Annotated in this window: 19 protein-coding genes; 1 reads left to right on the top strand and 18 read right to left on the bottom strand. The window is 72.0% G+C overall.

The features are described 5' to 3' along the window. The 16 genes from I5Q34_RS34205 to I5Q34_RS35400 all read right to left on the bottom strand — a co-directional run. Window positions 1-353: WYL domain-containing protein (locus tag I5Q34_RS34205; RefSeq protein ID WP_199896398.1), on the bottom strand; the 353-nt coding region annotated here is incomplete at its 3' end. A 450-nt stretch (window positions 354-803) separates the two neighbouring features. Continuing rightward, window positions 804-1,259, bottom strand: a complete 456-nt coding sequence (locus tag I5Q34_RS34200) for a hypothetical protein (RefSeq protein ID WP_199896397.1) — start codon at window positions 1,257-1,259, stop codon at window positions 804-806. Continuing rightward, window positions 1,256-1,501 carry a helix-turn-helix transcriptional regulator gene (locus I5Q34_RS34195; protein WP_199896396.1) on the bottom strand — a complete coding sequence of 82 codons (246 nt, stop codon included), beginning with the start codon at window positions 1,499-1,501 and terminating at the stop codon, window positions 1,256-1,258. The genes I5Q34_RS34200 and I5Q34_RS34195 overlap by 4 nt, the downstream gene beginning before the upstream one ends. Window positions 1,502-1,503: 2 nt before the next feature. Continuing rightward, the gene (locus tag I5Q34_RS34190) at window positions 1,504-1,749 is read right to left on the bottom strand and encodes a hypothetical protein (RefSeq protein ID WP_199896395.1); all 246 of its coding nucleotides are present in this window, start codon (window positions 1,747-1,749) and stop codon (window positions 1,504-1,506) included. A 106-nt stretch (window positions 1,750-1,855) separates the two neighbouring features. Continuing rightward, the gene (locus tag I5Q34_RS34185) at window positions 1,856-2,314 is read right to left on the bottom strand and encodes a hypothetical protein (protein WP_199896394.1); all 459 of its coding nucleotides are present in this window, start codon (window positions 2,312-2,314) and stop codon (window positions 1,856-1,858) included. After that, on the bottom strand, window positions 2,311-2,475 hold the full coding sequence (locus I5Q34_RS34180) for a hypothetical protein (RefSeq protein ID WP_199896393.1): 165 nt from the start codon (window positions 2,473-2,475) through the stop codon (window positions 2,311-2,313). The genes I5Q34_RS34185 and I5Q34_RS34180 overlap by 4 nt, the downstream gene beginning before the upstream one ends. A gap of 68 nt (window positions 2,476-2,543) precedes the next feature. Further along, window positions 2,544-2,768, bottom strand: a complete 225-nt coding sequence (locus tag I5Q34_RS34175; protein WP_199896392.1) for a hypothetical protein — start codon at window positions 2,766-2,768, stop codon at window positions 2,544-2,546. Further along, window positions 2,768-2,980, bottom strand: coding sequence for a DUF6011 domain-containing protein (locus I5Q34_RS35410; RefSeq protein WP_277965302.1), 213 nt, complete (start codon window positions 2,978-2,980; stop codon window positions 2,768-2,770). The genes I5Q34_RS34175 and I5Q34_RS35410 overlap by 1 nt, the downstream gene beginning before the upstream one ends. Beyond that, window positions 2,977-3,657, bottom strand: a complete 681-nt coding sequence (locus I5Q34_RS34170) for a hypothetical protein (RefSeq protein WP_199896391.1) — start codon at window positions 3,655-3,657, stop codon at window positions 2,977-2,979. The genes I5Q34_RS35410 and I5Q34_RS34170 overlap by 4 nt, the downstream gene beginning before the upstream one ends. Further along, on the bottom strand, window positions 3,654-3,986 hold the full coding sequence (locus I5Q34_RS34165; protein ID WP_199896390.1) for a hypothetical protein: 333 nt from the start codon (window positions 3,984-3,986) through the stop codon (window positions 3,654-3,656). Before I5Q34_RS34165 ends, I5Q34_RS34170 begins: the two co-directional genes overlap by 4 nt. 30 nt (window positions 3,987-4,016) lie before the next feature. Next, on the bottom strand, window positions 4,017-4,244 hold the full coding sequence (locus I5Q34_RS34160) for a hypothetical protein (protein WP_199896389.1): 228 nt from the start codon (window positions 4,242-4,244) through the stop codon (window positions 4,017-4,019). Further along, on the bottom strand, window positions 4,241-4,510 hold the full coding sequence (locus I5Q34_RS34155) for a hypothetical protein (RefSeq protein ID WP_199896388.1): 270 nt from the start codon (window positions 4,508-4,510) through the stop codon (window positions 4,241-4,243). Before I5Q34_RS34155 ends, I5Q34_RS34160 begins: the two co-directional genes overlap by 4 nt. Next, entirely contained in the window at window positions 4,507-4,692 is a 186-nt protein-coding gene (locus I5Q34_RS34150; RefSeq protein ID WP_199896387.1) for a hypothetical protein, read from the bottom strand. The genes I5Q34_RS34155 and I5Q34_RS34150 overlap by 4 nt, the downstream gene beginning before the upstream one ends. Continuing rightward, window positions 4,689-4,853, bottom strand: a complete 165-nt coding sequence (locus tag I5Q34_RS34145; protein ID WP_199896386.1) for a hypothetical protein — start codon at window positions 4,851-4,853, stop codon at window positions 4,689-4,691. The genes I5Q34_RS34150 and I5Q34_RS34145 overlap by 4 nt, the downstream gene beginning before the upstream one ends. Beyond that, the gene (locus tag I5Q34_RS34140; protein ID WP_199896385.1) at window positions 4,850-5,569 is read right to left on the bottom strand and encodes a hypothetical protein; all 720 of its coding nucleotides are present in this window, start codon (window positions 5,567-5,569) and stop codon (window positions 4,850-4,852) included. The genes I5Q34_RS34145 and I5Q34_RS34140 overlap by 4 nt, the downstream gene beginning before the upstream one ends. Then, window positions 5,566-6,420 (bottom strand): hypothetical protein, encoded by an 855-nt coding sequence (locus tag I5Q34_RS35400; protein WP_234429954.1) that lies wholly within the window; start codon window positions 6,418-6,420, stop codon window positions 5,566-5,568. The genes I5Q34_RS34140 and I5Q34_RS35400 overlap by 4 nt, the downstream gene beginning before the upstream one ends. A 159-nt stretch (window positions 6,421-6,579) precedes the next feature. On the opposite strand from I5Q34_RS35400, the gene I5Q34_RS34130 reads away from it, so the two are divergent. Continuing rightward, a complete protein-coding gene (locus I5Q34_RS34130; RefSeq protein WP_199896384.1) occupies window positions 6,580-6,771 on the top strand; it encodes a hypothetical protein in 192 nt (63 codons plus the stop codon). A 2-nt stretch (window positions 6,772-6,773) separates the two neighbouring features. Here the strand turns inward: I5Q34_RS34130 and I5Q34_RS34125 are convergent, their stop codons facing one another. Then, window positions 6,774-7,082, bottom strand: coding sequence for a hypothetical protein (locus I5Q34_RS34125; protein WP_199896383.1), 309 nt, complete (start codon window positions 7,080-7,082; stop codon window positions 6,774-6,776). Beyond that, the coding region (locus I5Q34_RS34120; protein WP_234429953.1) for a hypothetical protein at window positions 7,082-7,300 on the bottom strand (219 nt) is incomplete at its 5' end. The genes I5Q34_RS34120 and I5Q34_RS34125, both read right to left, overlap by 1 nt.

The following is a 7,300-nucleotide window of genomic DNA, read 5'->3' as shown; positions in this document are numbered from 1 at the left end:
TCGTCGCGGGCCAGTTCGCGGCAGATGACCTCGTCGGGGGTGTTCACGCTCACGGCCTCGACTGCCACAGCGCGGTGCTCCTGGACCGGGAGGGTGTAGGTGCTGCGGCGGTGGACCGTGTAGGAGATGAGGCGGTCGACGCGGAAGGTCCTGCTGTCACCGCTCTGGCGGTCCATGGCCTTGAGGACGATGTCGCCCGCCTTGGTGGTGCGGATGTCGTAGATCTCGATGGTGCGCACGGTCTCGGTGCCGTCGGCCTTGGTGTAGGTGATGGTGACCGGCTGGCGGCGGTCGGCGGCGCGGGTGAGGTCGGTGAGCGTGGCGGTGGTGGTCTGGCGGGCGGTGCGCTTCATCGGCTCTCCCCTGGGCTTTGCGTTCCCCTGTTGCGCTACAGAGTAGCGATACGCGGAGTCGATGCGCAAGTGGGTTGCGCTACTCTGTTTCGCATGGATGAGATGGAAGCCCTTGACCAGGCCACACGCCGCTACCGAAAGACGGAGCGGGCTCACGAGGAATCCCGAGAAGTAGCGATTCAGGCGGTCGTTTCAGCTCTCCGTGCCGGCAAGCGACCCACCGATGTTGCCGACCGCTCGCCGTTCACCCCGGCATACGTCCGGCGTATCGCCAGAGACAACGGTGTCGAACCTGCTCGCCCTGGCCCCAAGAAGGGGGCGCCGTGACCGCTCACCTGGTGACGTTCTTCCCACGGACGACTTGGCGAGAAGTGACGGTCGTAGCTACGGGCTGAGGACTACGACCGCCGACATGTCGGCGCCATGGCGGGTCGCCGCCGCAGCGATTCGTCAGGACGAGCAGTGCGCCCAGGAGGCCGGTGGCTCGTAAGCACCGGCGCAGGTGCCCCGTTCCCATTGCGGCCCCGGCTGATCGCGCATGTGGTGACGGACCATGCCATCGGTGCGTAGTGCGTACTCGCGGTTGCAGACGGAGCAAGTGCCGCGCGCGGCACTCGCTGTTGCATGACAATCGGCGGTGCGCCGCGTGATGCGTTGCAGGACAGCAGCGGGAGTTGTGTCCTCGGGCGGGGCGACGGCGTCGCGGATGCGCGCCGCGATGTTGGCGTCGCACGCTGCCCAGGGCGCGCCGTCGTCGATCTGGCCGGCGAGCGCGGCCTCCAGGTGCTGGAGGGCGGCGGCGTGGGCGGCGAGCGGGGTGTCGACGCGTGTGTCCGTGTAGGGGTGCTGGAGTGGGTGGTCCGGCGTTGTCCGGACAGTGTCCGGACGGCGGGTGTGATCGGTCATCGGGCGCTCCGGTGGGGAAGGGCGAGGAGTCCGGTGCGGTAGGCGATGCCGACGGCGTGTCCGCGGTCGCGGGCGCCGAGCTTGGCGTAGAGGCGCAGGCAGTGGCTCTTGACCGTGTTCGGTGTGATGAAGAGCGTGGTGCCGATCTCGGCGTTGCTCCGGCCACGGCTGAGCCCGTCGAGGACCTGGAGTTCGCGGCGGGTGAGCGGGGTGCCGGCGGCGGGGATGCGTGGGGTGGTCATGGTCAGTCTCCGGTGGTGTTGAGGGCGGCGTTCAGGCGGTTGAGTTCAGCCCGGGCGTCGTCCCGTTCGTGGCGTGTGGTGTGGAGTGCGGTCTGGAGGCCGCCGACCTGTCGGCGGAGCGCGGCGAGGTCGGCGGCCAGGTGCTCGATGCCGACCCGGAGCAGCACCGTCTCGGGCTCGGTGAGCCGGCCGTGGGCGGCGGCCTGGTCGAGGGCGGCGAGGAGTTGCTCGCGGGTCGGCCCGGTCACGGTGCGCCCTCGTCGATCCGGTCGGCCGGCCGGGGCACGATCGCCAGGAGCACGATGGCGAGTTGGCCGGCGGCGGCCGCGATGGTGGCGACGAGGTCCGGGGCGCTCACTGGTCTGGGGCCCGGTCCTCGTCGTCCTCCGGGATGTCGGGCAGCGGGTAGCCGGCGCGCTCCAACTGCCAGGCGAGGTCGTCGGCATCAACGTCGTCGCCGTCGTTGGCTCCGGCGCACCAGGCGGCGACGATCCGCAGGACCTGGTCGAGGTCCGTGGAGGCGCTGGATTGTTCGGCGACCGGTGTGGTGGCCTCGATGGCTTCGTCGGCCGGTTGCGGTGCCGCGGTCTCCTGTTCCAGGGCGTAGCCGCTGCGCCTCGGCTTCCCTTGGCGGGTGGTGGCGCTGGCGTGGAGCTGGGCGGTAAGAATCCAGCGAGGACGTTTGCCGGTGTCGGCGTCGACGACGCGCGCGTCGCTGTAGCCCTCGTATTCGGTGATGCGGATGCGGCGGCCTTCGTCGAGGGGGTGGCAGGCGACGTAGACCTGGCCGACGCGGATGGTGGTATCGGTCATCGTGGGTTCCTCTCGGCGCGGCGGGCGAGCATGCGGGCCTTGATCTGCTCGTGGGTCGGCGGCGTCCACTTGTGCCAGCCCACCGGGGATTTCCACCGCTGGGCGTGGCCGCGTTGCTCGATGCCGCAGTAGCGGCAGGAGTTGGGGGACGGAAGTGTCATTGGGCGTCCTCGACCGGCAGCCAGCGGTGCTCTCCGCGCAGGCGGAGGTGAACCGGTACGGGTAGGCATCACTGCACCCTCACGATCACGCGGGCCGCGTCGTCGTCGTGGGCGTGGCCGTTCTCGTGCGCCCACTCGGCGACATCCATGGGCCATCGCAGGTCGTGGTAGCCGATGACCACGCACGCGCCGTCCTGGCGGACGGTGTGCACGGTGTCGCCGGGCCGGGTGGCTGCGGTGACGACGGCAGCGGCTGCTTCGGGGCTGACACAGGCGAGAAGGATTTCGGGCATCACGGGCTCCAGAGGGTGGACTGTTGCGGGTCGAGGGGGAGCTCGGCTTGTCCGGGCGATGGGAGGTCCGGGAGGGGTGTGCGGCGCAGGCGGGACACCGGAGGTCGCGAGTGGCTCTGTGAGCGCCTGGCGCACACCGGGCCCACCCCATGTACCCGGGACGCCTGATCGCGCAGCAGACGGCCACACAGGGCGCATCGCGCGGTATTCACAGCCGCGCCTCGGCCGTCTGCTCCGGCAGGTACTTCCGCACGCTCGCCGGCGGCTCGACGCCGAGGCGCTCGCACTCCTCGGCCACGTACCGTGCGAACTCCGGGCCGTGCGCCGCCTTGAGCCGCTCGACAGCGGTCTCCCCTGCCAGCCGCCGCAGCTCCCGCTCGCCGGCGCCCGGCGGCAGTACGGCCCGAGGGCGTTCCCGGTTCGCCGCCTTGCGCAGAGCCCGAGCCTCCTGCCGGCGCTTCACCAGCTCGGCGCGGACCCAGATCGCCCGGCCGCGCCACTCCCGCGTCCGCTCGGACTGATCACCCGCACGCTGCACGAACTGGGCCTCCAGGTCCACCAGCAGCACCGTCAGCTCCTCCTCCCACCGCCGCACGACGGCCGGGTGCCGGAGGGCTTCGGACTCGTGCGGGTGCGCGATCCCCCGGCGGTCACGGCGGACCAGGTCGGCGAAGGCGTCGTTGTCCAGAGCGGTGATCTCGGCGATGGTCTCGGCCGCCGGCGGCCCGGCAGGCTCAACATCGTCCTTCGTCAGGTGCCACCAGCCGCACGGGCACTGATACGGCCGGAGGATCCGGCCGGCAGCCACCTGCGCCCGGGCCGCGCTGGTGGCCGCCTCCCGGGTGGCGTAGCGGGACTTGCCCGGGGCGGGGCAGGGAGGGGCGGTCATGCGGCGCTCCGCGTCCGGTCGGCGGGGCACGTGGTGGTGTGGGAGTGGCCGCGGGTGAGCCACCAAGTCTCGCAGCACCACCGGAACACCGGCTGCCCGTCGACGTTCCGGTGGTGCCGGACGCGGGCCGCGCGTGCCAGCCGGACGGCGGCGTCGCGGGCCTCGGTGGCGGCCCGGTGCTCCCGGACGGCGGCCACGGCCAGGAGGACGGCCAGGGTGCCGAACGAGACGGCGGGTCGGAGGTTGCTGTTGGCGCCGGCCTGGATGGTGGCGGCGGCCAGGGCCCCGGCGGCGAGGGCGACTATCAGGGTGTCGGCGTGGTGCATCATCGCGGGCTCCTTGCAGGGTGGTTGTGTCGGTCAGGTGTTGGGCGGGGTGTCGGGGGCGCCGGTGGCGAGCTGGTACGTGGGGCAGGGCCAGATCTTGGAGCAGGCGGAGCAGGCGTTGGGGTCGCAGTCGTCGGAGTCGGTGTTGCGGTGGTGTTCGGCGGCGATGCGGTCGAGGCGGCCGTACAGCCGGTCCAGGCGGTCGTACAGCCGGTCGAGGTCGTTGTCGGTGAGGTCGTCGAGGCGGATGCGGGCGGTCATCGGTGGAACTCCTTCTGCGCGGCGCGGTAGACGTTGCCGCCGTCCGGGTGGGCGCGGAGGGCGCTCATCACGCAGTCGTGCCAGCGCTCGAAGCGGTGGTACCGGCGGCGGACGTCGTCGAGTTGCTGGTGCAGGTCGGCGATGTGGTGCTCGGCAAGGGTGCAGGTGCACTCGGCGTCGGGGTCGAGGGCGCGGGCGGCGCAGCCGGGGATGAGGGAGCGGCTGCCGTCGGGCTCCTCGTGCCAGTAGCAGGGACGGGGGTTCACGCCTGGTCCTGGTGGCAGATGGCGCACTTGTGCGCGAAGTCGGTGGACTCGTGGCATCGGTCGACGCAGCGGCGGCAGAACGGTGTGGTGCCGTGGCGGGCCCGGCCGTCGAATCGCTTGTCGGTGGGGTCGAAGGGCTGGCCGCACTGGGTGCAGTTCTCGGTGGTGGGCAAGGTGGTCATGTCCGGGGCTCCTCGGGCCGGTTGGTCCAGGCGGTGATGCGGGCTTCGTGGCTGGGGACGGGGATGCGGCGGCCGCGGGGGCTGGTGCAGCGCTGGCCGGGCTGTGCGCCGCACCAGGGGCACCGGATGGCGTGCTCGGGGTGTAGCGGCGGGCCGGTCATGAGGCGGCGGGCTCCTCGGCATCGGGCGGCGCCGGGGCAGGGATCACGGTGTCGGGCGGGAGAGCGGCGAGCGCGGTGCGGGATGCCTCCAGGCGGCGCTCCAGCTCCTGCTGCGCCTCGGCGGGGTCGATCGGGGGCTGTCCGGCGGCGGCGCGGCGGGCGTCTTCGAGACGGGCGGGGTGGACGTCGGCGCGTCGTCGGCGGGTGTTGCGGGGGCTGGTACAGGTGCGGCCCGGTCGGGCGTGGCAGATGCGGCAGGGCACGGCGAGGACGTTGACTACGCCGTCGCGACGGCCGGGGACCTCGTTGCCGACGGCGGCGAGCACTGTGCGGGCCCGGCCGTTCATCGGCTGCTGGCTCTCCCCGGGCGGTAGGGCGGGGACGGGGCGGGGTTCGGCGTTGCCGTCGGCGATGGCGCGGCGTTCGGCGAGGAGTGCGGCCTGGTACGCGTTGTCGCCCGTGTCGCCGGGAGGGGGTTCGGCTTCGGTGTGCCGCTCCAGCCGGTCGCGGCGGACGGCCCGGACGGCGGTGATGATGTCGGCGGGCATGATCCAGCGGGTCTCGCTGCTGTAGTGGGCGGCGACGGCCTGGCGGGCGGCGTCGAAGTCCAGGTTGCCGAGGACGGTGTGCCAGGCGAGGACGTCGGCGCGGCCGACTGTGCGCCGGTCGAAGGCGGCGCAGAAGGCGAGGAGTTCGGCGGTCTGGGCGGGGGTCATGCCGGGTTCCCTTCTTCGAGGGCGCGGAGTTCGGCGGCTACGGCGAGGGCCTGGGTGACGCGGTCGTCGGTGGTGGATCGGCGGATGCCGGGGAACGGCAGGACGGTGGTGTCGCTTGCGGCGGGGGCGGTGCGCTGTTCGCGGACCCACTTGCGCCAGAGGGCGTTGGGGTCGGCGGCGCGGGTGTCCTTGGCGGTGTGCCAGTCGATGAAGGCGGCGGTGACGGCGTTGAGGGCATCGTGTCCGCCGAGGCGCGCGAGGTGGCCGTCGCGCTCGGCCCAGGCGAGGGATGCGGCGTTGGGCTGGAAGTCGGCGGGGACGGGTGTGTGCGCCGTCGTGGCGCGGCTCGTACTACCGGTACGGGGGGCACACACATCAGCCCCCCTAGAGGTACGGGTCGGGTCGGGCCGGGTCGGGCCGGGGACGCGCGTGCGCGGGGCAGCGTCTCCAGGCGCGTCGTGAGACGGTGCTGTAGACGCGTCTACATCTGCTTCGTCCTGCGGGGCGTCGTCGCTGCGCTTCTTGTCCCGCCATCGCTTCTGACGTGCGGTTTTGGCTTCGCGGTCGGCTCGTACCTGCTCGGCCGCAGGCTGGTACTCGTGGTAGTCGTGGATGCGCCAACCTGTTCCGGGAATCGGCATCCAAAGTCCTGCGTCGACGAGCTCTTGAGCGCGCCGTGATGCACTCTTCACGTCGGCTACGAGGCGCAGTTCCTTCGTCTTGACGACGCCGTCGGTGAGGTTTTCGGCCGACCAGCAGATCGCGGAGACGTACAGCCGGAAGGCGCCGTCCGACAAGAGGCGGATCTTTCGGTTCGAGGGGAACCGGTCGTCGAAGCGGACCCAGGGCATGTGGTGGTGCTCCTATCGCGGGGTGGTGCATGGGGCGTTGAGGCGCGTGCCAGGCGCTACTTCAAGACGTGCCGTGCATATGCACAGGCTAGCGCCGTGCATATGCACGGGCAAGGGGTTTCGTGGACGTAGTGCATATGCACCCCGTAGGGTGTGCGTATGGTCAGCCGCGCGAAGGACACCCACACCACGAATCGCGTCATTCGAATCCCGGACGACGACTGGGAAGACCTCGGCCGCATCGTCGGCGACCGCGGACGCGCCCAGCTCGTCCGCGACTTCATCGCCTGGTACCTGCACCGGCCCAAGGCGGCACAGCCCAAGCGGCCGGCCAAACCCTCCGAGGCGTGAGATCACCACAGCGCCCCCTCCGGCTGGCGCCCCGCCGGGGTCCCCGCCGGGCATCGGTGGTCGATGACGTGCGGGTGCGGGCACGGTGACGGGGATCGCGCGGTCCACCGCAGATCCGGCCCGGTGCTGAGCTCGCGCAGGCACCAGTCCAGCCGGTTCGGCTCCCGCAGCGCGAACGCGTCCGCCGCGGTCATCGGTTCGGCATCGGCGACCACGGACAGCGCGGCACGCCGGCCGACGAGCTGCCGGAGCACCGGCGCGCCGCAGCGAAGACAGGACCCGCGCACCGCGCCCGCCCCGCTCGGGCGCATCAGGTGATGTCCTTGTCCGGTTGCGGGCAGGTGGCCCGGTGGGTGCGGCGGATGGTGGCGACGAAGCCGGGGACGGCCGGGCCGGTGGCGCTGTCGGTCCAGCCGCAGGCGGCACAGCGGTAGTCCGCGGCCGCCTCGCGCCACTGATCCCCGAAGATCACACGGATGCCGGGGAGTTCGGCGGGCGGCCATATCCCGGTCATGGGCAGGGCGCCTTC

Source organism: Streptomyces sp. AV19 (assembly GCF_015999245.1).
Classification (GTDB): domain Bacteria; phylum Actinomycetota; class Actinomycetes; order Streptomycetales; family Streptomycetaceae; genus Streptomyces.
This window is presented reverse-complemented; position numbering and strand designations above follow the sequence as displayed.